Source organism: Bifidobacterium sp. ESL1118, assembly GCF_058505595.1.
This window is the reverse complement of sequence record NZ_CP196371.1, coordinates 1,285,535-1,309,698: the sequence shown is the minus strand read 5'-3', so window position 1 is coordinate 1,309,698 and position 24,164 is coordinate 1,285,535. Positions and strand designations below refer to the sequence as shown.

Below are 24,164 nucleotides of genomic sequence, written 5' to 3'. Positions count from 1 at the left end.
GAGATAATCGGCTATGTGCGAGGAAGGTGCGTTTCCGAGCGGCGCAGAGCTCTGTTGATAGGCTCGGAGAAGGTGCTGCGAATTTGGCTAAATGACGCAGTTTCGATAGGCTTTCCTCTCTACTCGTGACTCTTGGCTTGGTTGGCGGCAATTGTGGTGGTAATGCCGTTAGTATTGATGCGATACGTTACAGCGACTCAAAAGGAGACAATGATGTTTGATTACGCGAAGACTTATGTACCTGCGGCAAACAGATACGACACCATGACCTATAACCGTTGCGGTCGAAGTGGGCTCAAGCTTCCGGCAGTTTCGCTGGGGCTATGGCATAACTTTGGTGACACCGGTAATTTTGACACCATGCGCCATATGATGTTCACTGCGTTCGACCACGGCATCACCCACTTCGACATCGCCAATAATTATGGTCCGGAGCCGGGCAGCGCCGAGGTGAATGCCGGCCGCATCCTGCGTAAGGATTTCGTTGGGCATCTGGACGAGCTCGTCATCAGCACCAAGGCCGGCTATGAGATGTGGGAAGGCCCCTATGGCAACTGGGGCAGCCGCAAGTACTTACTGAACAGCCTTGACCAAAGTCTCAAGCGTCTCGGCCTTGACCATGTCGACATTTTCTATCACCATCGCATGGATTCGCAGACGCCGCTTGAGGAGACCATGGGTGCCTTGGCTCGTGCGGTGCGCAGCGGCAAGGCCCTTTACGCAGGCCTCTCCAACTATGACGGGCCCACGCTTGAAAAAGCGTCCGCCATTCTCGACGAGCTGCACATTCCGTTCATCATCAACCAGAACCGTTACAACATCCTCGACCGTACCGTGGAGAACAATGGACTCAAGGACACCGCGAAACGTTTGGGCAAGGGGCTCATCACCTTCTCACCGCTGGAGCAGGGGATTCTGACCGATCGCTATTTGCACGGAGTCCCATCTGATTCGCGTGCGGCCCATGGCGAGATGGATGCTTCGGAAGTCAAGCAAAATCACAGTAAGGCTGTCAAACTCAATGAGATCGCTCAGAATCGTGGTCAGAGCTTGGCGCAGATGTCGCTGGCTTGGCTGCTGCATGACGATGCCGTGACGAGCGTGCTGGTCGGTGCCTCCCGCCCCGAGCAGATCCTCGACGACCTTAAGGCCATGGATAACACTGATTTTACAGCTGAAGAGCTTGCATCCATCGACTCCATTGCCAAGGGTTAGATGAATCGCTGCTGCGGCATGATGGGTTGGTTATGGGTTACGCATGTAATCCGTACCAAGAGTCTGCTCGCCCCTGCGCTAGCACGATGAGCCCCTTTGACATGAAGAGTTATGCACAGGCACCCCTTGTTCCGGCGTAGGCTTGGCCGAACGGCCTTGAGTGTCCGGAACAAGGGGTGCCTGTGCATAACTCGGAACTTGCCTGAAAGGGAATGCGTCTACACAAGATGATTGTCGTAGGCGAACACGACCGCCTGCACGCGATTGCGGGCATGGATTTTGGCCAGCACATGCGCCACGTGGGTCTTCACCGTGGGCATGCTGATGAACAGTTTTTCGCAGATCTCCTGGTTTGACAGCCCGTGCGCCACCTCGATGAGTACCTGGCGCTCGCGCTCGGTCAGGTCATTGAGTTCGGGGTCTATATAAGGTTCAGGTCGGCTGTTGGTTCCTTGCGGTGTGCTATCGGCGTTGTCATTGACGCCAATGGCAACAGTATCGTTTTGCGACGAGTCACCATGCGAAGGTACAGAATCTGAGACCGTGGTGCTGCCACCGGCAACGCCTGCGCGCCCCTGTTCGCTCATCTTCTGGATGAGCCGTTTCGTTGCGCTCGGAGCGATGATGGCATTGCCTTGGAACACGGTTCGGATGGAAGCGAGCAGCGTCTCCGGCTCGGTGTCTTTGAGCAGGAATCCCGAGGCCCCCGCGTTGATGGCGCTCATCACGTATTCATCGAGATCAAAGGTGGTGAGGATGATCACCTTGGTGTCGTGTGCGTGCCCAGGTTTGTCCGCATCGGGAGCGCCAACGCCATCCACCACCGCGCCGTGATTCGCATTCGTGTTTGCATCATCGCCCTGCATGGCTGTGATGCGCCGCGTGGCTTCAATACCGTCCATGCCGGGCATGCGCACATCCATCAGCATCACGTCGGGCTTCAGCTCCTCGCTGAGCTGTACTGCCTTGTCTCCGTTTTCTGCCTGACCCACCACCTGCATGTCGTTCTGCGAGTCGATTACCATGGCAAACCCCGCTCGTACCAGCTCTTGGTCATCGGCAATAAGAACTCGTATCGCTTGTGTTTCGCTCATATCATCACTGTAACATTCTTGAGGGAACAACCATGGCTTTCATTGAGGAGGGCTGCTCTGAAGTTGGCTCAGTAGTTGTGGCTACAGGGAATCGAGTCCAGCCATTGTTGCCATTCCATTACTCAAGGTGTTGTACTCCTGCATTCGTTTGCCTGGGTTCGTCTCGCCCTGTGCCAGGATTCAGGATTCGACGGGATGGAGCCTTGGTTCGTTGTGTGCATCGGCTGGGCTTTCCTCGGTTTGCCGCAGAACGTCAAGGAGACCGCGCATGTGCTTCAACGCGTTGCGTCCCTGGGCTGCGATGGACGTAAATGCCTGGGCGATGAGCTGTGCATCGGCATCGTCGATTTTCCCGATGTCGCTGAGCAACTCAAGCCCGGCATCAGCCTGGGCGCCCACCGATCCGAGCGCATCAGCCACATCCTGCTGCATTTGCGAGCTGATGAGCCTACGCTCCTCGTTGGCGGCCAACACCTTGTTTCGCTCCTGTTCGGCGGTGAGCGCCTCCGCGTGCAATCTGAGCACCATGGCATTCGAGTTGCTGAGCCGTTGCCACATTGCCAAGGCCATGATGGCCAGGCAGATGCCATACGAGATGATGAGTGTGGCGATGAATTCCTCCCTGGCGTCTGAAGGACGCCAGACCGAGTGCCACCGTCTGATACCTATGATTTTGTCGAACAGCGAAGCGTAGCCGCTGGTTCTCAACAGCGCTTTTCCCGCAAACAGCATACAGTCGGCCAGGGCCGCCAAACCGGCTGATATTCGGGCCGTGCGGTCGGAATACAGGCAGACGGAGTACAGGAGCACCAAGGCAAGCAGATCCGATGCTGGAATCGTCGGCGCAAACACAATATCCATGGCGGCCAATACCACAGCCATCGTTGCGCCCAAGCGTGGCAACCGTCGCCGGAAGGACAACGCGATGCACAACAAGGCGGCTGCGAGGAATACGTTGAGCCGTGTGCTCGGCGGGCCGATGATATCCCCTGTTTCATAGCTGATGCTGACGGTGATGTCCAAGTCATTCCAGATGGTCATTGCGGCAAGGACGATTGCCGCAGTGCACGCGTCCACAGCAAAATAATGACGTTCGGCCCACTGTGCCGCTTTCTCCACAAAGTTGGTGCGGTTTCCTGTCATGATCATTCGCGCACGCTGTGCATCCGAGGTGTCTCTTTCTGCCTCGGTTGTTTCCGCTGCGACCGTAATTCGTCGCGTCTCTACAGTGTGATCTGCCTCGACAGTGTGGTCTGTGACGGTGCCAGCCGCATCAGTGGTGCCGGTCATATTGACGGCATGGTTGGCGGCTGCAGGTTGGTAGGGGATGGTGGCATCCACTGTGAATCCACCGCTGATGCCCGGCCCGGTCTGCAAGGTGCCACCCAAGTTTTCGACGCGTTCGCGCATGCCCATCAGCCCGTAACCGCTCCTGTGTCCGTCCAAAGCGGCGGCCGCACCTCGACCGTCGTCGTGAACTGTCAATTGGAGTGTGTCGGCATTCCAGCGTTCGCCGATGGTCACGTGCACGCCCGTGCCGGCGTACTTGCGCACGTTGGTTAGCGCTTCTTCAACGATGCGGAAGGCCGTGGCCGCGGTTTGGAAGGCCAGGCGGTCTGACTCCGGTGTGCCGGTCTGCGTGCGCGTGATGTCGATGCCGTTGCCGCGCGCTTCGTCAATCAATTCGGCGATGTCGGCGTAGTCATGATGGCTGGCCGACCCGAATGCACCCAGCAGACCTTGCATATTGTTCAGAGCCCTTGCGGATTCAGTGCGAATGGTCTGCATGGTGTGCTCCGCCAGATCGAGATTGTGCGTGGCGGCGTATCTGCCCCCGTCCGCCTGGGCGATGACGGTGGAGAGTGTGTGGGCCACCACGTCGTGCATGTCACGGGCGATCCGTGCCCGTTCGGCCAGGCGAGCGATGCGCCGTTCATCCTGTTGACGGTTCGCAATCGCCTCGTTTCGCTCCCGCAGTATACGTATGGTCCTGCGTCTGGCGCGCTGCCAGAAGCCGATCACGCAAGCCGCTATGATGACGACGGCTGTCACCGCTGCGTATTGACCACAATTGCGGAGTAGGTCGCGGCCGCAGTCTGGGCTTATTCCTGTAGTGTATGCCGTTTGGCACGAGGCATTGGGTGGCCAGTGGTATTGCTGCCGACCGGTGATAGGCAACGGACCCATGTCTCCGGACCATGCCGCGGTGGCGGGCACGCAGACAGCCACCAATGAGGCCAGCAGAATGTACAGTCTGGAACGTTCGGGGCGTCCGTACACAATGACGGAGTAGATCATCACTGCGGCCAGCGCATCGACCGGCAGTAGGCTTGGGCCAACGATGAGCTGCAGTGCCGCCACTGCCGCGAAGGCCAGGGCGCTGGGTTCGGGGTGTGTTCGCCGGAATATTGCAGGGACGGCTATAGCGGTGGTCCAGGCGATGATGGCCGGAGTGCTGCGGATGGTGAAGAGGATGCCGGGCTGCGGGTAGGGCACGGTCATGACTAACGAGAGCAGCTCGAATGCGACGGCGAGCAGGCAATCGTTGAACACCCGGTGCCTGCTGGCCCATATTACCATGCGCTGCGTTCTCTTCATACTGCAAGGCTAACGCAACAGGCATGGCAATGCCATCCGTCACACGTATGATTTTCCACTCCAAAGCAGTTTCGGTTGGGTTCGGGCGGTTGCGATTCCGTGGGATATGAGACGGTGGACTCCTACAATGGGATACTCAACTTGGGATGCCGCACCATCATGATAGTTGGATGGACCCTGCAATATGAACCTTGCAAGGGTGCTGGGGCCTTGCATAGACTGATGTACTTGTTATATGCATCATCGGTGGTGCGCTCATGCCTGGTGATGTACAGTGTTAAGCGATGGGAAGGCGCCGAGAGGCGTAATCAGGAGGAGTGATTTCGTGACGTTGCTGTGTGAATACTATGTACCCGGTCTGCATGTGGAGGACCATTCCATCAAAGTGCCACTCGATTGGAGCGGCAAGACACCTGGCAGGGGGGTTGATGACGATGACGGCGAGACGTTGAGCCTCTTCTACCGCGTGGTCACCGCTCCCGAGCATGCGCATGACGACCTGCCTCTGCTGGTGTTTCTGCAGGGCGGGCCAGGGGGTGCCGGCCCTAGGCCGATCAGCCCGTCCAGCGACGGTTGGATAGCCGAGGCCATCAAACATTTCCGTGTGGTGCTTCCAGACCAGCGTGGCACGGGTCGTTCATCGCGTATCGACTCGAACATCTTCGCACGCATCCCCTCGGCGCAGGCGCAGGAGCAGTATTTTAAGCATTTTCTCGCCGGTTCCATCATCCGCGATTTCGAGCATCTGCGGCTCACCGAGTTCGGTGGCCGCAAGTGGGTCACACTCGGCCAGAGTTACGGTGGGTTCCTCACGCTCGCATACCTCTCTGCCTTTCCCGAGGGCGTGGCTGCAAGCTTCACCGCCGGCGGCATTCCTCACGTACCTGCCAATGCCGTTGAAGTCTACGAGCACACCTTTCCACGCATGGAACGTAAGACGATGCAGTACTACGAGCGCTACCCCCAGGACGTGGAGCGCGTGGCGATGGTGGCCGACAAGATTGCCGGAGCACAAACGGACGGGCATCCCATCACGTTGCCCAATGGCGACCCGCTGGGCGTGGAGCGGTTACAGAGTCTGGGCTCTGATTTCGGCATGAAGCCAAGCTTCGAGCGGCTACATTGGATCATGGATTCGGCGTTCGCAGCCGTCAACGGTTCGGCCAATGTCGATTCGCCGCTTTCCGATGAATTCCTGACCTCGGTGATGAATGCCACCGCCTCGACGCCGTTCTACTGGCCATTGCAGGAGGCCATCTACGCCAATGGCGAGTTAGACGCACCCACTGGTTGGGCTGCCCAACAGGTGCGCGACCGTCTGCCGCAGTTCGAGACGGGTCACCGCCCGCTGCTCTTCACCGGCGAGGCCGCATTCCCATGGATGTTCGAGCAGGAGAAGGCGTTGAAGCCGTTCAAAGGAGCGGTTGAGCTGCTCATGCGGGACACTCACTTCGGCAAGGTCTACGATGCCGATCAGCTGGAGCGCAATGAGGTTCCGCTCCAGGCCGCGGTGTATTTCGACGACATGTATGTGCCTTCCGACCTCCAGCTCGACACGCTTTCGCGCGTGGGAAACTCGCATGCTTGGGTCACCAACGAGTTCGAGCACGATGGACTGCACAACGGCGGCACGGTCTTCGCGCACTTGTACAACGAAGCCCTGAACCGCGGTGACCTGGAGCAGCTGTTCTAGATTCGCTGCATGCTGCATGGCTGTTGAATACAAAACGTAAGGTTACAACGTAACGAGTGGTGGGGCGGAATAAACTTTTTCGGGCGTAGGCGTGGCTTCAACGGCCTTGAGTGTCCCGGAAAAGCTTATTCCGCCCCACCGCGGTCATGGGACGCTTTGTTTGAACATTCGGAGAAAGTTCATCTCAGCCGATAACAATCAGGAGCGATATCGCTGTTAGTGTCCTTGGAACGTTGTTCTAGTTCGCCAAGGCTGTGAAATTCAGTTAGACTCGATGTGTATGAAAAATCAGCGATTTAGGAAAGGGCATCCAATGGGCAAGGATCTGAGCGGACTCACTGTTGGCTTCGTAGGCTTCGGCAACATGGCACAGAGCATCGCCAAGGGACTGGTGAACGCGGGAGTGCTGCGCGGCAGCCAGATTGTCGCCAACGCCGTTCACTTCGACAAGGTGCAGCAGTCGGCTGAGGCCATCGGCGCCCGTGCCACGCACGATGCCAAGGAGACCGTGGCCGCCGCCGACGTGGTGGTCGTGGCGGTCAAGCCAAATCAGATTGAGACAGCGCTCGCCGATGTGGTCGAAGGTCTCAGGACCGATGCAAAATTTGTTGTTTCTGTGGCCGCTGGCCGTAATCTTGACTATTACGAGGGCATGCTCGGCAAAGATGCCCATGTGCAGTGCGTCATCCCCAACACGCCGGTCGAAGTGGGGCAGGGTGTCTTCGTCACTGAGAACGCCAACACGCTCACCGAAGCGCAAGCCGAGGTCTTTGAGGCTCTGTTCAGTCCCATCGCTTTGATCGAGCGGGTCGATTCTGAACTGATGGACATCGGTTCGTCCGTGGCTGGTTGCGCTCCCGCCTTCACTGCCATGTACATCGAGGCGCTCGCCGATGCCGGTGTGAAATACGGCCTTCAGCGTGGCTCTGCCTACCGGCTGGCGGCGAAGATGGTCGAGGGTGTGGGCGCGCTGTATCTGAAGACTGGGGTGAACCCCGGAGCCATGAAGGATGCGGTCTGCTCGCCTGGGGGTACCACCATCAAAGGCGTCACCGAGCTGGAGAAGGCCGGTTTCCGTGGTGCGGTGATCCGCGGCGTGGATGCCATCGAAAACGGCTGATTTTTTATGCTGGGCAACGTGCCTGTCGAACGTGTCTGCGGACGGTGTTGGATTGCGCGGCGATTGCCTGGTTGTTCTGCGCGAGAGGTGATGGGATGCTCAGATTGGTCTTGGCCTCACGGCTCAATACGGCGATTCAGGCATTCGAGCGGCTGGGTGTTGAAAGTGCCGTTGCCGATGATTCCGCTTCCGGTCTGCGTCTGGCGTATATTCCCACCGCCGACCTCGGCGACCGTTTACACATCAAGGCGTGGCGACCGATGGCCGTGCGACAGCTGAAGCGAGCTGGATTTCGAGTGCATGTGCTCGATGTGGCGAAGGCTGGTGTCGCTGAGATTCGGACTGTTATCCATGCCGCCGATGTGGTGTATGTGGGTGGTGGCAATACGTTCTACTTATTGAGAGAACTGCGCCACAGTGGGGCTGCGCAGGTGCTGGCTGACGAGGTGTTCGCGGGCAAGCCGTACATCGGCGTTTCCGCAGGCGCCGTGGTCGCCGGTCCTGACATCAGCTATATACGTCGTATGGACGACCCTTCCAGAGGCCTGGGGCTGCTGAGCACCCGCGGCCTTGCACTGGTTGATTTCCGGGTCGTTCCGCATGTGGGGTCTGCGTTTTTAGGGCGTGCTGCCAGCGCCATCGTCAGCAAGGTGGGCAATGCCTTGGAGCTTATGCCGCTCACCGATCGTGAGGCCATCATCGTGCGAGGCGAAGCCAACGAAAAGGTCATGTTCTAAGGGTCTTGGCATTAATCAATGCTGCGAACCAGCTCAATTAGGAGCGGATTTACTCTCATGTTCGTTCAGAGGGGACTTTTCCTACAACCTAGCGGAAGATAAGGATTAAGAATGGCGGAATGCCAACAATCTGATTTCTCGGCATTCTCAAAAATTCAGAAAAGTCCCCTCTGAACGAAAACGCTGATGAAATAGGAAAAATATCTAGGTGATTACTCCCGTATGGGGCTCACATCCACTTCTTCGAGGGGGATGATGTGCGTGTGGTACTTGATTTTGTAGCCGATGTAGAGCACCAGCACGAGCGGGATACCGATGTAGGTGATGCCGATCTGCTTCCAATCCAAGGCTGCGAAGGCACCGATGTTCTGCCCACCGATTACGACGATGCACAGCACCAGGGCGATGATTGGGCCTAGGGGGAAGAGCTTGGCGTGGTATTTGAGTTCAGAGAGCTGGTGGCCCTGCCTGATGAACGCTCTGCGAAAACGGAAGTGCGAGAGTGCGATGCCAATCCATGCGATGAATCCCAGGAGCCCCGAGGCGGAGACAAGCCACATGTAGAACTGCTGGCCGAAGATTGAGGTGGCAAAGGCCGCCAGGGCGACGATGGTGGTGGCTATGAGCGAGGCTAGTGGGATGCCGCGCTTCGTGGTCTTGGCGAACATCTTTGGTGCTTGTCCTTCGTCGGCCAGCGAGTAGAGCATTCGTGTGGAGACGTACATGCCTGAATTCGCAGCGCTGATCACTGCTGTGAGCACGATGGCGTTCATGAGGCTTGCGGCGAAGGCCAGCCCAGCCCGTTTGAAGACCAGAGTGAAGGGGCTCATCGCCACATCGCCGCCCGCTGAGGCAAGCAGATTCGGGCTGGTGTAGGGGATGAGCGCGGCGATGACGAAGATGGCGAGGATGTAGAAGATGAGGATGCGCCAGAACACGCTGTTGATGGCCTTGGGCACCGCGTGCTCCGGGTCGTCCGACTCGCCTGCGGTCACGCCGATCATCTCGGTGCCTTGGAAGGAGAAGCCGGCGATGAGGAACACATTAAGAACAGCGGGGAGGCCGCCTACGAACGGCGCACCCTTAAGCGTGAAGTTCTTCAGCCCCGCCGCAGGATGGAACATGATGCCGCAAATCATGGCGAATCCCAGCACCAGGAACACCACGACGGTGATCACCTTCACCATGGAGAGCCAATACTCCGTCTCCCCGAACGTCGAGACGCTCACCGCATTGATGATGAAGATCACTGCCAGTACGATGGCGCTCCAGATCCAAGCGGGGGAGTTGGGCAGCCAGAACTTGACGAGCAGCGAGGCGGTGGAGATGTCGACGGCAACGGTGATGGCGTAGTTGAACCAGTAGGCCCAGCCCATGGCGAAGCCGAGAGCCGGATCCACGTATTTGGCGTTGTAGGTGGCGAAGGAACCGGAGACCGGCTGATTGGTGGCCAGCTCGCCGAGGCTGGTCATGAGGAAGTAGACCATGGCGCCCATGGCGAGGTAGGCCACCAGCGCCCCTCCCGGACCCGCGTTGGAGATGGTGGAGCCGGAGGTCATGAACAGACCCGTGCCGATGCAACCTCCGAGTGCAATCATGGAGATGTGGCGGGTCTTGAGTCTCCGTTGCACACCGCCCTGACGTGGGGCAGAGCCTTGTCGCGAGGCTGGGCCTGGCTTCCGGCTTTTCTCCTGTTGCGCATGCGCATCGTGTGGTTCCTGCGTTGTGGCGTTTGCGTCGTCCCCCGGGTGCGTGGTGCTTGTGCAAGTGCTTGGTTGTGCAGTATCTGCCTGCATGTGCGTCCGTCTCCTCGGCTGAGGAAGAAGTCGCGATGATGAGCCACACGCCGTCATGGTGTGGCTAGAGGGCCGAATCTCTCAAAGCCTGCCACCATGGAGGAGTTTGAGGGCTGATCCATCAATAGCGCTCCGCAGTGAAGCTTCTCCACCGCGACAGTCCCGAGTCTATTGGGCCCGGTCCCAACGTTCGCGGTCTGCAGGTCTGCAAGCGTTTCGGCCGCATCCCCTTTCCGCAAGGTGTCATCGGTGCCTGTGCGCCTCGGCCTGCGTACTGATGAATTCGGCAACCTCTTCTGAATGATAACGTTGGCCAGTCTACGAATATTTCTAGACAATCATTGAGATTTTGTTCATAGATGATATCCGTATCTGATTGCCTTTGGCTTTTTACTGCAATGGGATTGAATACTTACTGTATTGCTTTGGTTGTCGCGAGTTCAACTGGGGCTATATGACATATTGAGTGCGGATTCGGAAAATATAGTGGAGTGGCTATCATTGGGCGAATTCAGCAGACTTTGAGCGGTAATGGTCGCAGGCGAAATAATCGTAAGGTAGGGCATATGAACGACGGAAATCAGCAAGACGCGCGTACGTCTTCCACGCTTCAACGGCGCTTGAGACCACAAGACATCACTGTGGTGAAGCCGAAGGCGCTCAAGACGGCCATCGCCGGCACGGTGGTGGGTAATTTCATGGAATGGTACGATTTCGGCGTCTATGGATATCTCACGGTGACGATGTCGAAGGTGTTCACGGGGAATATGCCCCGGAGCCTCGGCCTGATCGTTATGCTGCTCGGTTTCGCCGTCAGCTTCCTCGTGCGCCCGTTCGGCGGCATCGTGCTCGGGCCCATCGGCGACAGGATCGGCCGGCGCAAGGTGCTGTTCTTCACTATGGGCATGATGGCCGTCTCCACCGGTCTCATCGGTCTGCTTCCCACCGCCTCACAGATCGGTGCCTGGGCCATCGTGCCGCTCTACCTGCTCAAGATGGTGCAGGGCTTCTCGGCAGGCGGCGAATATGCCGGTGCCACCACGTACATCGCTGAATTTTCTTCCGATAGGAAGCGCGGCTACTACAGCGCATGGCTCGATGTGGGCTCCTACCTGGGGTTTGCGTTCGGGGCCGTCACCGTGGCGCTCACCACTGTGGTGGCGAACCATTTCGGAGTTGCTGCAATGCTCAATGGTGCTTGGCGTGTGCCCTACCTGCTCACCGTGCCGCTCGGCATTCTCGCCATCGCATTACGCACGCGCATCCCCGAAACCCCGCAGTTCACCGACTACCAGCAGCGCGATGACGCGGACTGTGCCCAAGCACAGGATCAGATTGCGGCAGAGGGGAGGAATGGACTTGGCGATGTTTCTGACGTGTCTGGCACCGAACCTTCGAAGTGGGACACTCCTGGCACCATGCGTTACGTCGTCAAGCACCAATGGCGCAGCCTCATCATCGCCATCTGCCTCGTAGCAGCCACGAATACCGCAGGCTATCTGCTCACCAGCTACATGCCGACCTATCTTGAGGAGGAGGTGGGCATCAGCACGACGATGGCGGCGGTGGCCACCGTTCCGGTGCTCATCATCATGTCGCTGTGCCTGCCGCTCATCGGCAAGATCTCCGACATCGTAGGGCGCAGGCCGCTATATTTCGCCGGTGCCGCACTGATGCTCATTCTGGTGTATCCAGCGTTCCAGTTGCTGCATGTCGGCACATTCTGGGCCATACAAGGTGCGTTGGTGATGATAGCCATCCCAATCGCCTGCTACCTAGGGGTCTCGGCAAGCACGTTGCCAGCACTGTTTCCCACGGCGTCCCGCTTTTCGGGTATGGCGCTTTCCTATAACCTGGCGGTCTCGCTGTTCGGGGGCACCGCGCCGTTGATCTCACAGGCTCTCATCAACGCCACCGGCAACCATGACATGCCCGGTTTCTACATCATGCTCTTCTCGGTGTTGGGATTGGTGGCGGCAGTCGTCATGAAGGAGACCGCGAAGAAGCCGATGCCCGGGGCGAGGCCTGTCGTGGAGAGCGAGGCCGAGACCGATTAGCTTGTAGGGAAGTGGTTGGAGGCGCCACTTCCGTAAGCATGCGGCGATGTTGTCGCGTAGCAATCAGGAACGTCGAAGTCTTCAGTGTTATAATGATTATTTATCGCACAGAGGTTTTGGTACTTTTGGGCTATGGTACAGAGGTTATGCATTGGCGGTTTGAAACCGTCTTTGGTATGTCGTCACAACGTGAGCTGTGTTGATTGCAGATACAGGATGCGCGCATATATTGACGATGTTTCTCGTTTGGCCGGAGCAGAACGAACGCTTCGGCACTAGGAGATCGCGGATAAAGCGTTCCCTACCCGAGTTGCCATGGGGTTGTTGCAAGCCCATACAGGAACGGAGGCACGGTGACTGATTTTCGACGTCATCATTTGATTCCACAAGAGGCGGATTCCACTGTAGGCAGCATCCGTGAAGAATCCGAACGAACAGGGGAGGTTGCGGCCGTTCAATCTCATGCGGGGCATCCACTAGGTGGTGATGCCGGGCAGCATGAGCGAAAGAGGGCAATTGGTCGTTTGAGAAGGCGCTCGCCGAGAGCGGTCTCCACGAACATCGATGCCAGGAAGGCACCCAAGACTCGGCGGGTGCTTATCCGCCGTAATCATCTGCGCCGCAAGGATGTAACCGTAGTCAAACCGGCCACGCTCAAGACTGCCATCGCCGGCACAGTTGTGGGTAATTTCATGGAGTGGTATGATTTCGGCGTCTATGGCTACTTGGCGGTGACCATGTCGAAGGTGTTCACGGGCGATATGCCGCAGAGCCTGGGGTTGCTCGTCATGCTGCTTGGCTTCGCGATTAGCTTTTTAGTGCGGCCCATCGGCGGCATCGTGCTGGGGCCGCTGGGAGACAAATACGGCCGGCAGAAGGTGCTGTTCGTGACCATGGGCATGATGGCCGTCTCCACCGGTCTCATCGGCCTTTTGCCCACAGCCTCGCAGATCGGGGTCTGGGCCATTCTTCCTCTCTACCTGCTCAAGATGGTGCAGGGCTTCTCCACGGGCGGTGAGTACGCTGGCGCCACCACTTACATCGCCGAGTTCTCGCCCGATCGCAAGCGCGGCTTCTATAGCTCCTGGCTCGACCTGGGTTCCTATTTGGGGTCTGCGTTCGGCGCCGCCACGGTCGCCATCACCACCGTTGTCACGAATCACTTCGCCGGTCCGAACTCCATGGTCGACTTCGGCTGGCGAGTGCCCTACCTCATCACCATTCCGTTGGGCATCGTCGCCATCGCGCTGCGTACGCGCATCCCCGAGACCCCGCAGTTCGCCGAGCATCAGAAACGTTCGGAGGTGGCACAGGCGGTCGGAGCGAAGATAGCCGAGGCGCGTGAGGCACGTGAACAGGCCGGTGTCTCGGTGCAGGGTGGTGTGGCTTCGGCCTCCACTATGCCCACGCCGGCATCGGTGCAAACGGCGAAACCCTCGAAGTGGGATACGCCCGGAACCATGCCCTATGTCATCAAGTATCACTGGCGCCGGTTGCTCATCGCCATCGCCATCGTGGCGGCCACAAACACCGCCGGCTATATCCTTACCAGCTACATGCCCACCTATCTTGAGGAGGAGGTCGGCACTAGCACGACGATGGCTGCCGCGGCCACGGTTCCGGTCCTCATCGTCATGTCGTTGTGCCTGCCGCTCGTGGGTCATCTCTCCGACATCATCGGCCGCAAGCCCATCTACTTCGCCTCCTCGATCCTGACGCTCCTCCTCGTCTATCCGGCGTTCCAACTGCTGCATAGGGGTACGTTCTGGGGGATCCAGGGTGCGTTGGTCATGATTGCCATTCCCATTGCCTGCTATGCAGGGGTCTCCGCCAGCACTCTGCCGGCGCTGTTTCCCACGGAGTCGCGGTTCTCAGGCATGGGCCTTTCCTACAACTTCGCGGTCTCGCTGTTCGGCGGCACCACACCATTGGTGGCGCAGGCGCTGATTTCCATCACCGGCAACCATGACATGCCCGGCTTCTACATCATGTTCTTCGCGGTGTTCAGCCTCATCGCGGCCATCTGCATGCGCGAGAGCGCCAGGGCACCGATGCCGGGTTCGATGCCCACGGTGGAGAGTGACGCGGAGGCGGCAAAGCTGGTGCAAACCCAGGAGGAGAACCCGCTCATCGACACCTCCAAGATGCCGATGCCGGTCATAGCCGTCGACATCCCAGCCGGCCAGACGCTGCCTCAGCAGCCGCAAAACGTGAAGCTGGCCAAGCCCACGAAGCGTGAGATCGAGCTCAGGCAGAAGATTGAGGCCGAGATTAAAGGGGAAGTGGATTCCAATCAGAAACCTGATGCCGCCTGAGAGGTGATGTGATGCTTCGAACCCTTCGGTAGTGGTGTAATTTGAGCCCCTGCCTGGCTCGGGTGTCCACTGTGGGGGACAGTTCCGGCATCGCGGTGGCGTGGGCGTCACCATTCGGCTTGTATGGAAGTCAAGACATACAAACCGGAAGGTGAATCGATGAACGGATATCAACAGGCACGACCTGCACTCGCGGTGGCTACACAGGGGCTGGTCAAGGACTATAAGGGATTCAGAGCCGTGGATGGTCTGAACCTTCAAGTGCCGATGGGCGGGGTCTACGGGCTGCTTGGCCCCAATGGTGCCGGAAAATCAACCACCATGAAGCTGTTGCTTGGCCTGACTGCGCCTACAGCCGGCAATATGTGGATGCTCGGTGAGCACATCGGCGGTAAGCACCGGCTTCAGCCGGGGAGGGTCGGTTCCATGATCGAGGGCCCGAGCTTTTATCCTGGGCTTTCCGGGCTCGACAACTGCCGCATGGTGGCGGACTATCTGGGGTTGCAGCGTTCGGCCGCAACGGACGTGCTGGCTAAGGTCGGCTTGGCGGCGTTCGCCGATCGCAAGGCCAAGGACTATTCCTTGGGGATGAAGCAGCGGCTTGGCATCGCGATGGCGCTGATCTCCCGTCCGGAACTACTGCTTCTGGACGAGCCGACGAACGGTCTGGACGCCGAGGCGGTGGTCGAGGTGCGTCAGATGATCATCGACCTTGCAGCCAGTGAAGGCGTCACGGTCATCATCAGCAGCCATATCCTCTCCGAGATCGAGAAAATGGCGCCGGTGGTCGGCGTCATCGCCGCGGGTCGTCTGCTCTATCAGGGCTCCCTAGAGGATCTGCGTGAGGAGGGGCACATCGACCTGCGCGTTTCCGACCCTCGGCTGGCGGCAGCCACGCTTGAGCGCGACGGCATCGACTATAAGTATATTGAGGAAAGCGGGACCTTGCGAATTCCGGAATTCGATGACCGGAAAGTCGGGAATCTAGTCACCCGGCTGGTCTCCCAGGGATTGCAGGTCTATCGTGTGGCCTCGGAACGCAAGAGCCTGGAGGAGGCGTTCCTGGAACTCGTGGAAAGTCCCCAGGCCCATGCGTCGCAGAACGGACTGAGGCAGGGGGCTTCGCAATGAGTACCATCACTGCAAACACCCTGAAATCCGTGGATTCCAGGAAATATGAGGCCGCCGGAGCCATGCGCTCTAGCAGCCCGTTGACGCTCATCTCCATGGAGGTGCGCAAGCTGAAGGGCTCATCCTTCTGGTGGATGGCCATGGGCATGATCGCCCTGGTCTCCCTGTGGTCGGGATTCGCCCTCATGGACCGGGCCGATGACAAGCCGGCGACACGCACCGTGGCCTTGGCGCAAGGTGAACCCTACGATATCGTCAGCCTGCTGGCCCCGATCCTCGCCGCCCTGCTCACCAGCCGGCTGGCCGTCATGGAGACCGGCGAACGCATGGATCTCAAATGGCGGTCCTTGGGGCAGGGGGAGGTCGGCAGGTTCCTCGCCAAACTGGCGGTGGCGGGAGCGACCCTATCCCTGGTGTTTGTGATTCCCCTGATATGGACGCCTCTGGCGGCCTCGGTGATGGGCTTCGAATCCTCTGGTGACCTGCCTTCTCTGATGCTTGCGCCGGTCGTCATCGTTTTTCTGTCATGCATGGCCGTAACAGCCGTCCAGCTGATGCTTTCCATGACCATCGGCAAGCAAGCTGTCGGCTTGGGTGTAGGCGTGATCGCCGGTCTAGTCGGCTCGGGCCTGGGGCCGATGAACGTGGCGCGGCTGGGCTGGCTGTTCCCGGCCGGCATTAGCTCGGCCGCCAGTCCTTTCCTGGCCACGGCCACGCCGGACGGCTACGCCAGAATGACACTCGTCGCCAACCCCTGGGCCTTGGTGCTGGTCAGCCTGGTCGCCTGCATCGTCTGGACCGGCGTTTCGGCATTCGTCATCATAGTAAAGGAGTCACGCCGATGAGCAAGCACACAATCGACACCATCGCAATTAACAGTCGAACGGGCAAAATCCGCGAACGCCCCTCCGTCGTGGCGGCCTTCCGTTGGGAGATGCGCAAGGCCGGCAACCTGTGGTACTGGCTTGCCACCGTGCTGTTCGATGCCATGGGCATGTTCCTCGGTTGGGACCAATACGTCAGCTACCGTCGGGAGTTCCAAGCCCAAGGGGTGACTTGGACTGCCGTCTGGGGGCAGGCCATCCTCCTGAGCAGCATGGTCTTCATGCCGACTCTGGTCGCCGCTTTTGCCGCCCAAATCGAAGCCAACGAACACAAGGGGCGCAACTGGCAGCGATTGAACGCATCAGGGACAGCCGGCACGGCCATAGCGGGTAAGATGCTCCACGGATTATTTGCGTCATTCATGACTGTCGCCGTCTTCGAGCTGGAGTTCATCGCCATGGGTATGAACGCGGGCTTCGGCTTGTCCCAGATCGGTCCCTACCTCCTGGGGGCCATCCCCATGATCATGGCAGTCTGGGCCATCATGACCCTGACGCAGGCCATCGCCGCCAGGACCGGGTCGTTCGCATCCACCATGTCCATCATGCTCCTGCTCACCTTGGCCGGCTGCGCCCTCACGCTCGTAGCCCCCACCTTGGCCATGCCCTACCCGCTGGCCCTGATCACGACTGCATCGGCAGCCAGGGACCTGGGCAACATTGCCTCGGTCTCATCCATCATTGCATCGACCTTGGTGGCCGCCCTCTGGGTTCTTATCGGGGCGCTTGCCTTCCGCCGGCTGACCAGGAAAGCCGTTTGACCTGCAGAGCCAACCCATTGCAAGAAAGGACATATACCATGACCATCACCACCGACAGGGCGGGTCGCCCAGCACTCCATGCCATCCGCCGTCTCGTCATACTCATCACGGCGTTGCTGGCACTATCCGCTCTCTCCGGATGCTCAACCGGCCTGGGGGTCAGCAGGCAGGACGATTTGGTGGGAACCCGATCGGATGCCACTGATTCCTACACAGGCAGGTACACGGCCTCCTATCATGGATTCACCGGCATGGAGACCCTCTTCGGGGGAACCGGCAAACACGCGACCATACACGTCACCGGCCAAGTATCCGGTACGCAAGGCACCGGGACGATCCTGGTGACTGACGGCTCGGACATGAAACGTCCCATACCCATCAACCAGGGCACGTTCGACCAGACCTACACCCTGGACGGCAGCAGCTTCTACATCTACGCCAGCGGTGACAACTTCACCGGCAGCCTTACGCTGACCTCAAAAGAGGAGTGAGAAGTTCATGAGCAAGAACACCCGTTCGGCGCCGACTTCTTCCTTCTCACCAGGTGACGGCATAATGAAAAATGGTATTGCGGAAGGGAGCGGAGCGATGAAGCCGAGCAGGAAACTGACCGATTGGTTCGAATACTGGAACCGGCCAGGCACAGCTTACGTCATGGTCTTCGTATGTGCCCTGTACGAAACAATGATGCTCACGCGGCTGGTCTTCGCTCCCGACAGTGCCAACCGAACCTTGCGTCAGGTTCTGGACACCACAGCATGGGGCCTGCCTCTGTATATTGCCATCATCATCCTGTCCCTCATTCTGCTCAGCTTCCGCCGTCGACGACCGACAGCGACTCTGCTGGCCATCACCATCCTCATGCTTCTGACAGCAGCAATCTACGGTTCCGCATATACCGATCTAGCCTTAGTGTGGTATGTCGCTCTCTACACCTGCACGGTCGAGACCAGGAAACTCGGGAACCTCATCGCCTGCCTGACTCCAACCGCTCTTTTGGGGTTGGTGACCATAATTCTGGCGACTCTGTGGCGTCAGGATACCAGCTTCACCGGTTTGTTTTACTCTGCAACCACGTACTTTGCCTTATGCGTAGGTTTGGGACTGGTATCCAGGGTGCAACGAGAACGGCACCTGTCCGAACAGGCGCTTGTAAACGAACGCAGACGGAGCCAGCGCTTGGCGCAAGAGCGTGACCAGGCAGCCCACCAATCCCGAATTGCAGCAGAGCTTCATGACAGTGTGGGTCACGACTTGACTGCCATCATCGCCCTGTCCGAGGGGTTGAGTGGATCCACGGGCAAACCGGAGATTGATGAGGCGCTCGCCAGTATCAATGATTTGGCGCGTGAGGGGCTGAAGGATACTCGAACGGCTGTGAAGGCGCTGCAGCCTGGCGGTGACGAGAGGACTACGCTTGATGATTCGCTTGAGGGTGCCCCTGCCGAAGCTGAGGTTCCTGTTCGGCTGCATCGCTGGGACGATATTCAGCCGGTGCTGTACCATGCCCGTCAGGCCGGCATCGCGGCGGCTTTGACGGAGACTGGTCGCAGGCCGGACGACTCTGTGCAGGCGGACTTGGCGTTCACCGTCACCAGGGAGGCCGTCACGAACGTCATGCGTCACGGCGTGCACGTCAGCCGCATTGTGGTTTCCTGGGACCATGATGCAGACGGTGGCGTCGTGGTCGCCGTTCGAGACGACGGCGAACAGGTGGACGGTGTGACGCAAGGAATGAGTGCGAGCAATGAGTCTGCTGACGAGTGTCGGGCTGGTAGCAGCTGCACTGATGTCGCGGATGTGCAGGTTCATAATGCGCGGGTTCATAATGATGGGACGGGCTTGAACAGGTTGAAGGCAAAAGTCCGATCCTATGGTGGCGGATTCAGCGCCGGTCCATACGAGAGCGGGTGGCAGGTGCGTGCCGATATACCCTCGCTGATAGACACAGTCGGAGTTGGTTCTGTAGGTCGAGAGGGGAGCGCCGCATGATTCGTGTCATGATAGTGGATGACCAACGACCTGCCAGAATGGGTTTCGCGCTCATGGTCGCCAAAGACAAGGGGTTACAGGTGATCGCCCAGGCCGGCAATGGGCAGGAAGCGCTCGATGCTTTGGCGGGTTTTGCCCCCAAGGGTGAGGCGTTGCCCGATGTGGTGCTCATGGATGTGCGCATGCCGGTCATGGATGGCATCGATGCCACCAACGCTATCAAACGACAATATCCCGACGTGCGTGTGCTCATTCTCACCACCTATGATGAGGACGATTATGCGTTTGGCGCTTTGGGAGCGGGCGCGTCGGGTTTCCTGCTCAAGGACGTACACACGGCGGACCTGCACCGCGCCATCCATGCCGTGTACGACGGGGATGCGATTCTGACCCCTCGCATCACAGCCGAGGTGATACGTCGGGGTTTGCCGGGCGGTGCGTCGGTTGCGACCGACGGTGAGGCTGCTGAACTGAGGCAAAAGTTCACCACGCTTGGCAAGCGGGAGCTTGAGGTCGCCTCATTGGTCAGTGTTGGCCTCAACAATGCCGAGATAGCCGAACGATTGGTCATTCAGCCAGGCTCGGTCAAGAAGACGGTCAGCCGTGTGCTGGCCAAGCTCGGCGCGCGCGAACGCGTGAACATCGCTGTGCTCTGGTACAAGGCCGGGATGGATAAATTCGATATCAGTCAGTGGTAGTTCATGGGATGGAACAAACCGGAAAAGAAGGAAACTTCGTTGTTCACAACAGATCGTCGTGGCTACCGGTTCGCGTCAGTGTGATGGTGATAGTATCACAGTCTTTGCTGTGTACCAGCAACCAATCGGCTTCGATGTGAAGCTCACGAAAGTCGCGCAATGCTCCGGTCAGTTTGTGGTCTCGATACTGCTGCGCTAGAAGCTCGGTCTTTCCATGGGCAAGCAGGGCGAGGACTGACTTCAGCTTGTCCATATCCCGATGTTTACGTTTGAGTGCTTTGACATCCCTGTCAAAGTGACGGCTGGCTTTCAGCTTATAGATTGTCAATGTGCTGTTCCATCTGCTCGAGCGTCATGCTTTCACTGGTGGGTTCCTCGCTGGCGCTGAGAACCGAGCGTTCGAACGGGGTGAGAGCGGAGGGCTGGAATGGAATGCGCTGTTCGCGCACGGCCTGAGCCGCGAACATGTTCATGGCTGAAGAGAGGTCGAGACCCATGCTGTTGAACAATGCCTCAGCCTTGTCCTTGAGATTGCTATCCATACGTATCTGCACGCGTGATGTCGTAGTGGTTGCCATCATTGCTCCTTTATTCAGCTATCTTGATTTTACAAGAAAAAGCAATATTTGGCAAGAAAAAGCAATTATTGACATTAGTTGACATTGAACAAAATAGACGAGCGATAGAAGCGTGTGAACACTATTGTACTTTGGTTCAAAATCATGATGAATAGAATTTACGGGGTGCAACTTACTTGTGCAGTCTTCTGAACGCCTCCCGGTGCACGGCGTTGTCGTTGCGAATGCCGATAACGATGATTTTCATGATGTGTCCTTCGCGTTTCAAACGGTATACAATGCGCACGTCATCTCCTCGGAGTTTAATTTTCAGTAGTTCGGCAAGGTCATATCCGTCTTTGTTGCCTAAGGATTTCCCATATCCGCCTTCAGACGCAGGAAGGGGATTTATGCTCACTTTTTTTAAGGCTCTTACAACATGGGTTTTGCATGGTTCGCGAAGTTTGTCCATGTCTTTCTGGGCAGCTGTTGTCAGCATGATGTTCCAGTGTTCATTCGGCATTACTCAAACTCCGGTTCATACCCATCTTCCACTGGCTTATAGTCCTTTTCAAGAGCTTCGTCCAATGTGTACAGCGTGCCATCGTCGTCCTTGATTCTTTGCATGGCTTCCTGGTATAGTTCCCAATCCTCCATAGCCTCCGTGAGTAGGCTGTAGTCGTCTGGTGTGATGATGACGGCACTGGGCTTGTTGTTCTTCAGTACGATGACCGGTTTGCCGGTGCCCACTTTGGCAAAGGCCTTGCTGGCACCGCCGTGGCTGAATGTGCTCACGGGAACCAGGTTGTCCATCAACGCTGTAGCATCCATATTTGCCTCACTTTTTGCTATCAAATATTAATTCCAATTTACATTGTGGATAGTATATCTGCATGTGCTTTCAGCAAATCGGATGTGTAGCTTTTTAGGCTGTCGGAATTCCGTACGATTCGCCATAGCATTGCCGCTGTCTGGAATTTGTTGCCGAAGCGTGCTGTGCTCGGGTCGGCGCAGAAATCCTTGAGGAATTGGTTCCATTGGCAGGCCGATGCGTCGTAGCGGACGTAAGTAAGTGTGCCTTCGTGGATAGCGAGCATATCCGCAAGTGTCACAGTGATATCGTGGTTGCGCTTGACTGCCTTCCAGGTGGCTGCCATGTCGGCGGTGAAATGGAACTGCTCGGGTGTTGTGCTGGTGAGATTTGCGAAGAAGGTACGCCACCGTTTGTTGAAGGCGAATCCGCATTCCAGCAGAGGAGTCTGCAACGGTGGCTTGGCGCTCTCCGATTTTCCGTATATAAGCTCTCGTGGACGATTGTTTTTCTGAGAATGCCGTTTCGGCTTGGGCAAAGACACGTGACGAACAGATGCCGATGGGGAAGTGCCGTTTTCTTGGGAGAAATATCGTTGCAATTCAGCGTCGAGTTCGACTTTGTTGCCGGTATGGGGCAGGCCGAGCGTTCTGCAGATTTCTACGAGCTCGGCCCAGTACCAGTACCAGCGCTGGAATTCCTCAAAGCTGGTGATCGACGAGAATTCCGGCCTGCTATCTGATTTAACCAATGTATGTTCTCCGCTTGTTTGATCCGAATCAGCTATTAATTTAAACCAAGTTAAATATATCTTATCTCATTTAATCTATGATATACTAGTGCTTATGTATTTGTGAGCTGTGAATAGGAAGCGTGGGCACTATGAAATACGTATCGGTTCCGGTCAAACGCGATTTGCGGCTGGTGGGGCAGTACCTCACACGGCAGCGTAAGTTGATGGGTCTGACTGTCAAGGATGTGGCGTTGTGCGCGCGGGTGAGTCAGATCACGGTCTCCAACATGGAGCACGGCAAGGCGGTGCGTACCGATTCGTTGCTCTCGATTGCACGAGTGCTTCACATGGCTGATTCCCTCGTTAAGTCAGTCGACCCTCTTCAGACCGATGTGGGCCGACTTCGTGCTGACGAGCAATTGCCGCAACGAGTGCGCCACTGATGACGTGCACCATTATATGTGGGGCATAGCGGCCAACTAAGGAAGAGCACGCGAATGTCTCTGCGCTGATTTACAAGGCGATCACCGAATATCTGAATCGTCATCATGCTGCACTTCACCCACACTCGCAGATTGTCTCAGTCCTGTCTGTGTGGGGGAGTCTGCCACTGCACTTATCGATGTTTTTCATAGATATATGTATCTCTTCGGCACTGTGGCTGCGTGTCATCGGTTCCCATCCGGTCGTGCCGTGGTTTTGAGGTGCAACTAGACTTGGAGTATGTCTTTAACTATCGGAATCGTCGGGCTGCCCAACGTGGGCAAGTCCACCATGTTCAATGCTTTGACCCGCAACAACGTGCTTGCGGAGAACTATCCCTTCGCCACCATTGAGCCCAATGAGGGCATCGTCCCGTTGCCGGACAAGCGGCTGCCCGTGCTTGCGGACCTTGTGCACACCGAGAAGATCGTGCCGGCAACGGTGACGTTCGTCGACATCGCAGGCATCGTCAAGGGCGCCTCCGAGGGCGAGGGCCTGGGCAACAAGTTCCTGGCCAACATCCGCGAGGCCGACGCCATCTGCGAGGTGGTGCGCGCCTTCGAGGACGACGACATCGTGCACGTCAACGGCAAGGTGGACCCTGCCGACGACATCGACACCATCAACACCGAGCTCATGCTCGCCGATCTGCAGACCATCGAGAACGCACTGCCGCGCCTCGAAAAGGACCTACGCGGCAAGAAGGTGAGCCAGGAATATGTGGATGCCGTCAAGCTCGCGCAGAAGATTCTTGGCGAAGGCGAAACCATCGACCACGCCGCCTCAGCCGGCAAGATCAAGAAGGAAGATATCTACGACCTGCATTTGATGACCGCCAAGCCGTTCATCTATGTATTTAATGTGGACGACAAGGAACTGGCCAACGAGGACATGAAAAAGCAGCTGGCCGCGTCAGTCGCTCCGGCCCAATCTATCTTCCTCAACGCGCAGTTCGAATCCGATCTGACCGAGCTTGACGAGGCCGATGCCCGAGAGATGCTTGAGGATGCCGGCCTGAAGGAGTCCGGGCTGGACCAGCTGGCCCGCGTCGGCTTCGACGTGCTCGGTCTGCAGACTTTCCTCACCGCAGGTGTCAAGGAAGTGCGCGCCTGGCAGATCCACAAGGGTTGGACCGCCCCGCAGGCTGCAGGTGTGATTCATTCCGATTTCGAGCGTGGCTTCATCAAGGCCGATATCGTCTCCTATGACGACTTCGTTGCCGCCAAAGGCTCCATGGTCGACATCAAGGAGGAGGGCAAGCTCCGCCAGGAGGGCCGCGACTACGTCATGCAGGACGGCGACATCGTGGACTTCAAGTTCAACGTGTGAGTACACATGACTCGTCATCTCAAAGTCCGACACATAATGCCGTTTTATGGCACTTTGTGTCGGACGTTTGATTTCGATGGGCTAAACTCCGACATTGAGTGCCGTTTTATGGCATTATGTGTCGGAGTTTTTGCATCGGCGCGCCCTGCATTTTATTCCT

22 protein-coding genes and 1 riboswitch are annotated in these 24,164 nt (G+C 57.8%); of the genes, 14 read left to right on the top strand and 8 right to left on the bottom strand.

What is annotated here, in order from left to right; genetic code table 11:
* Window positions 1–213: 213 nt before the first annotated feature.
* On the top strand, window positions 214–1,215 hold the full coding sequence (locus ACSYSS_RS05255) for an aldo/keto reductase (RefSeq protein WP_491704234.1): 1,002 nt from the start codon (window positions 214–216) through the stop codon (window positions 1,213–1,215).
* A 218-nt stretch (window positions 1,216–1,433) separates the two neighbouring features.
* Here ACSYSS_RS05255 and ACSYSS_RS05250 read toward each other — a convergent pair whose 3' ends face one another.
* Both ACSYSS_RS05250 and ACSYSS_RS05245 read right to left on the bottom strand, forming a co-directional pair.
* Window positions 1,434–2,309: a response regulator transcription factor gene (locus ACSYSS_RS05250; RefSeq protein ID WP_491703014.1), complete on the bottom strand. Its 876-nt coding sequence runs from the start codon at window positions 2,307–2,309 to the stop codon at window positions 1,434–1,436.
* Window positions 2,310–2,489: 180 nt separating this feature from the next.
* Window positions 2,490–4,907, bottom strand: a complete 2,418-nt coding sequence (locus ACSYSS_RS05245) for a sensor histidine kinase (protein WP_491703013.1) — start codon at window positions 4,905–4,907, stop codon at window positions 2,490–2,492.
* A 325-nt stretch (window positions 4,908–5,232) separates the two neighbouring features.
* Here ACSYSS_RS05245 and ACSYSS_RS05240 point away from each other — a divergent pair, with 325 nt between their 5' ends.
* The 3 genes from ACSYSS_RS05240 (at window position 5,233) to ACSYSS_RS05230 (ending at window position 8,457) form a co-directional block, all read left to right on the top strand.
* A complete protein-coding gene (locus ACSYSS_RS05240; protein WP_491703012.1) occupies window positions 5,233–6,600 on the top strand; it encodes an alpha/beta fold hydrolase in 1,368 nt (455 codons plus the stop codon).
* A gap of 325 nt (window positions 6,601–6,925) precedes the next feature.
* Window positions 6,926–7,720, top strand: coding sequence for a pyrroline-5-carboxylate reductase (gene proC / locus ACSYSS_RS05235; RefSeq protein WP_491704233.1), 795 nt, complete (start codon window positions 6,926–6,928; stop codon window positions 7,718–7,720).
* A 95-nt stretch (window positions 7,721–7,815) separates the two neighbouring features.
* Window positions 7,816–8,457 (top strand): Type 1 glutamine amidotransferase-like domain-containing protein, encoded by a 642-nt coding sequence (locus ACSYSS_RS05230; RefSeq protein WP_491703011.1) that lies wholly within the window; start codon window positions 7,816–7,818, stop codon window positions 8,455–8,457.
* 212 nt (window positions 8,458–8,669) lie between these two features.
* Here the strand turns inward: ACSYSS_RS05230 and ACSYSS_RS05225 are convergent, their stop codons facing one another.
* Window positions 8,670–10,253, bottom strand: a complete 1,584-nt coding sequence (locus tag ACSYSS_RS05225) for an amino acid permease (protein WP_491703010.1) — start codon at window positions 10,251–10,253, stop codon at window positions 8,670–8,672.
* 117 nt (window positions 10,254–10,370) lie between these two features.
* Window positions 10,371–10,557, bottom strand: a riboswitch (Lysine riboswitch).
* A 262-nt stretch (window positions 10,558–10,819) separates the two neighbouring features.
* Between ACSYSS_RS05225 and ACSYSS_RS05220 the strand changes: the two genes are divergently transcribed.
* The 8 genes from ACSYSS_RS05220 (at window position 10,820) to ACSYSS_RS05185 (ending at window position 20,091) form a co-directional block, all read left to right on the top strand.
* Window positions 10,820–12,310, top strand: coding sequence for an MFS transporter (locus tag ACSYSS_RS05220; RefSeq protein ID WP_491703009.1), 1,491 nt, complete (start codon window positions 10,820–10,822; stop codon window positions 12,308–12,310).
* Between the two features lie 353 nt (window positions 12,311–12,663).
* On the top strand, window positions 12,664–14,625 hold the full coding sequence (locus ACSYSS_RS05215; RefSeq protein WP_491703008.1) for an MFS transporter: 1,962 nt from the start codon (window positions 12,664–12,666) through the stop codon (window positions 14,623–14,625).
* A 123-nt stretch (window positions 14,626–14,748) separates the two neighbouring features.
* Entirely contained in the window at window positions 14,749–15,756 is a 1,008-nt protein-coding gene (locus tag ACSYSS_RS05210; protein ID WP_491703007.1) for an ABC transporter ATP-binding protein, read from the top strand.
* On the top strand, window positions 15,753–16,601 hold the full coding sequence (locus ACSYSS_RS05205) for an ABC transporter permease (protein ID WP_491703006.1): 849 nt from the start codon (window positions 15,753–15,755) through the stop codon (window positions 16,599–16,601). The genes ACSYSS_RS05210 and ACSYSS_RS05205 overlap by 4 nt, the downstream gene beginning before the upstream one ends.
* On the top strand, window positions 16,598–17,401 hold the full coding sequence (locus ACSYSS_RS05200) for an ABC transporter permease (protein WP_491703005.1): 804 nt from the start codon (window positions 16,598–16,600) through the stop codon (window positions 17,399–17,401). Before ACSYSS_RS05205 ends, ACSYSS_RS05200 begins: the two co-directional genes overlap by 4 nt.
* Window positions 17,402–17,439: 38 nt before the next feature.
* Window positions 17,440–17,892 carry a hypothetical protein gene (locus tag ACSYSS_RS05195; protein ID WP_491703004.1) on the top strand — a complete coding sequence of 151 codons (453 nt, stop codon included), beginning with the start codon at window positions 17,440–17,442 and terminating at the stop codon, window positions 17,890–17,892.
* 7 nt (window positions 17,893–17,899) lie between these two features.
* The gene (locus ACSYSS_RS05190; protein ID WP_491703003.1) at window positions 17,900–19,393 is read left to right on the top strand and encodes a sensor histidine kinase; all 1,494 of its coding nucleotides are present in this window, start codon (window positions 17,900–17,902) and stop codon (window positions 19,391–19,393) included.
* A complete protein-coding gene (locus tag ACSYSS_RS05185; RefSeq protein WP_491703002.1) occupies window positions 19,390–20,091 on the top strand; it encodes a response regulator in 702 nt (233 codons plus the stop codon). The genes ACSYSS_RS05190 and ACSYSS_RS05185 overlap by 4 nt, the downstream gene beginning before the upstream one ends.
* Window positions 20,092–20,134: 43 nt before the next feature.
* Here the strand turns inward: ACSYSS_RS05185 and ACSYSS_RS05180 are convergent, their stop codons facing one another.
* From ACSYSS_RS05180 to ACSYSS_RS05160, 5 genes are all read right to left on the bottom strand, one after another.
* Window positions 20,135–20,419, bottom strand: a complete 285-nt coding sequence (locus ACSYSS_RS05180; protein WP_491703001.1) for a type II toxin-antitoxin system RelE/ParE family toxin — start codon at window positions 20,417–20,419, stop codon at window positions 20,135–20,137.
* A complete protein-coding gene (locus tag ACSYSS_RS05175) occupies window positions 20,406–20,672 on the bottom strand; it encodes a type II toxin-antitoxin system RelB/DinJ family antitoxin (RefSeq protein WP_491703000.1) in 267 nt (88 codons plus the stop codon). The genes ACSYSS_RS05180 and ACSYSS_RS05175 overlap by 14 nt, the downstream gene beginning before the upstream one ends.
* Window positions 20,673–20,841: 169 nt before the next feature.
* Window positions 20,842–21,171: a type II toxin-antitoxin system RelE family toxin gene (locus ACSYSS_RS05170; RefSeq protein WP_491702999.1), complete on the bottom strand. Its 330-nt coding sequence runs from the start codon at window positions 21,169–21,171 to the stop codon at window positions 20,842–20,844.
* Window positions 21,171–21,479, bottom strand: coding sequence for a type II toxin-antitoxin system prevent-host-death family antitoxin (locus tag ACSYSS_RS05165; RefSeq protein WP_491702998.1), 309 nt, complete (start codon window positions 21,477–21,479; stop codon window positions 21,171–21,173). Before ACSYSS_RS05165 ends, ACSYSS_RS05170 begins: the two co-directional genes overlap by 1 nt.
* Window positions 21,480–21,517: 38 nt before the next feature.
* Entirely contained in the window at window positions 21,518–22,210 is a 693-nt protein-coding gene (locus ACSYSS_RS05160) for an SAP domain-containing protein (RefSeq protein WP_491702997.1), read from the bottom strand.
* A 131-nt stretch (window positions 22,211–22,341) separates the two neighbouring features.
* On the opposite strand from ACSYSS_RS05160, the gene ACSYSS_RS05155 reads away from it, so the two are divergent.
* Both ACSYSS_RS05155 and ychF read left to right on the top strand, forming a co-directional pair.
* A complete protein-coding gene (locus tag ACSYSS_RS05155) occupies window positions 22,342–22,635 on the top strand; it encodes a helix-turn-helix domain-containing protein (protein ID WP_491702996.1) in 294 nt (97 codons plus the stop codon).
* A 280-nt stretch (window positions 22,636–22,915) separates the two neighbouring features.
* A complete protein-coding gene (gene ychF, locus ACSYSS_RS05150; protein WP_491702995.1) occupies window positions 22,916–24,004 on the top strand; it encodes a redox-regulated ATPase YchF in 1,089 nt (362 codons plus the stop codon).
* Window positions 24,005–24,164: the final 160 nt, after the last annotated feature.

Coding starts and splice junctions, on each gene's coding strand:
- ACSYSS_RS05200 (WP_491703005.1), top strand. CDS start 16,598: ATGAGCAAGCACACAATCGACACCATCGCAATTAACAGTCGAACGGGC.
- ACSYSS_RS05245 (WP_491703013.1), bottom strand. CDS start 4,907: ATGAAGAGAACGCAGCGCATGGTAATATGGGCCAGCAGGCACCGGGTG.
- ACSYSS_RS05230 (WP_491703011.1), top strand. CDS start 7,816: ATGCTCAGATTGGTCTTGGCCTCACGGCTCAATACGGCGATTCAGGCA.
- ACSYSS_RS05155 (WP_491702996.1), top strand. CDS start 22,342: ATGAAATACGTATCGGTTCCGGTCAAACGCGATTTGCGGCTGGTGGGG.
- ACSYSS_RS05195 (WP_491703004.1), top strand. CDS start 17,440: ATGACCATCACCACCGACAGGGCGGGTCGCCCAGCACTCCATGCCATC.
- ACSYSS_RS05170 (WP_491702999.1), bottom strand. CDS start 21,171: ATGCCGAATGAACACTGGAACATCATGCTGACAACAGCTGCCCAGAAA.
- ACSYSS_RS05250 (WP_491703014.1), bottom strand. CDS start 2,309: ATGAGCGAAACACAAGCGATACGAGTTCTTATTGCCGATGACCAAGAG.
- ACSYSS_RS05205 (WP_491703006.1), top strand. CDS start 15,753: ATGAGTACCATCACTGCAAACACCCTGAAATCCGTGGATTCCAGGAAA.
- ACSYSS_RS05255 (WP_491704234.1), top strand. CDS start 214: ATGTTTGATTACGCGAAGACTTATGTACCTGCGGCAAACAGATACGAC.
- ACSYSS_RS05210 (WP_491703007.1), top strand. CDS start 14,749: ATGGAAGTCAAGACATACAAACCGGAAGGTGAATCGATGAACGGATAT.
- ACSYSS_RS05165 (WP_491702998.1), bottom strand. CDS start 21,479: ATGGATGCTACAGCGTTGATGGACAACCTGGTTCCCGTGAGCACATTC.
- ACSYSS_RS05185 (WP_491703002.1), top strand. CDS start 19,390: ATGATTCGTGTCATGATAGTGGATGACCAACGACCTGCCAGAATGGGT.
- ACSYSS_RS05175 (WP_491703000.1), bottom strand. CDS start 20,672: ATGATGGCAACCACTACGACATCACGCGTGCAGATACGTATGGATAGC.
- ychF (WP_491702995.1), top strand. CDS start 22,916: ATGTCTTTAACTATCGGAATCGTCGGGCTGCCCAACGTGGGCAAGTCC.
- ACSYSS_RS05190 (WP_491703003.1), top strand. CDS start 17,900: ATGAGCAAGAACACCCGTTCGGCGCCGACTTCTTCCTTCTCACCAGGT.
- ACSYSS_RS05225 (WP_491703010.1), bottom strand. CDS start 10,253: ATGCAGGCAGATACTGCACAACCAAGCACTTGCACAAGCACCACGCAC.
- ACSYSS_RS05220 (WP_491703009.1), top strand. CDS start 10,820: ATGAACGACGGAAATCAGCAAGACGCGCGTACGTCTTCCACGCTTCAA.